Source organism: Joostella atrarenae (assembly GCF_021764745.1).
Classification (GTDB): Bacteria; Bacteroidota; Bacteroidia; order Flavobacteriales; family Flavobacteriaceae; genus Galbibacter; species Galbibacter atrarenae.
On sequence record NZ_JAETXX010000035.1, the window covers coordinates 1 to 1,242 of the forward strand.

Consider the following 1,242-nt stretch of genomic DNA (forward strand, 5'->3'; position numbering starts at 1 on the left):
AACAATATTTACTTGATATAAATCGGTATTCCCTAAACTCCCAGGCATATCCGAAACAAAATAAAGAACTGTTTCTTCTGCATTTAAAGCAGGATGTCCTACAGAATACAGATCGCTATTAATAGGCAGTTCTTCAATGTTTGTCCACTTTCCATCCTCCAAATGAGCGCTGTAAAGTTTTAAATGCGTTGTTTTCTCTTTGTCTTTTCCTAGCTTTCTTCCGTCGTAATTATCACGGGTAAAATACATGGTCTTACCGTCTTTTGTAATACAAAGTGTGGCTTCGTGATATTTTGTATTAATCTCTGAAAGGAAGTCGGTTGCTATTTTAGGATTTATAGTTCCCTCTGGACTTATTTTAGAGGCAAATACATCTAAAAATGGCTGACTATTCCATTGGTATGTTTTCCCTCCAGTAGTATTACTTGCCGAAAACCAATACAACGTATCCTGTTGAATAAAACCTGTAAAGTCTGACAACTCACTATTTCCTTCGGCTAATTGGATCTGTTCTGCAACAGGGATTTTAGCTTTGTTAACCGTGTTGATTCCTTCTAAAAAACGATTGGCACGTTTGTCGTTCGAGACGCTATTAAAAAATTTCTCAAACCAAACAGTTGCTTTCTCATCTTCACCATTGGCTTTTAAACTTTGGGCATATTTAAAATAATAAGTAGGCGCTACTTCTTGCTCGTATTTATCAAGCAAAGCAGCATATATGGGGGTACTTAAAGTCGTATTTCTTACATTGTAATAGCTATCGCCTAAACGTTCTAGATTAAACTGTGTAGAATCTCCTTCTTCAAGAATCTCTTCATACATCGAAGCTGCTTTCACATATGCAAATTCATTAAAATAACGTTCTGCTACCGTGGTACTTTGCCCTAATAAAAACATAGGAGCGATGGTTATTAATGTAAGTATAGTAAGGTGTAGTTTTATTTTCATAATTAAAAGAATCTAGGTGATTTAATTCTACGATTGTTAAAAATATCAAAGCGAACCATGATCTCATGGGTTCCGTTATTGTAATTATTAAGTTCGCTGGTAGTGTAATCATAAGCATATCCTGCGAACACTCCTGGAGTCATCTGAAAACCAATAAGTCCGCTTACAGAATCATCCCAACGGTAACCAAGTCCCAACGTTAGTTTCTCTTGAATTAAGAAATTCGCAGAAAGATCCAATGAAAACGGTGCTCCTTCTACTGCTTTTGCTAAAAAGGCAGGTTTGAATTTCACG

General features: G+C 36.1%; 2 protein-coding genes. Both read right to left on the reverse strand.

What is annotated here, in order from left to right; all coding sequences use genetic code 11:
* A partial coding sequence (locus tag JM658_RS16930; RefSeq protein WP_394800499.1) for a tetratricopeptide repeat protein occupies positions 1 to 948 on the reverse strand: 948 nt, incomplete at its 3' end.
* 2 nt (positions 949 to 950) lie between these two features.
* Positions 951 to 1,242 (reverse strand): type IX secretion system membrane protein PorP/SprF (locus tag JM658_RS16935; RefSeq protein ID WP_236961075.1); only part of this gene is annotated, 292 nt, incomplete at its 5' end.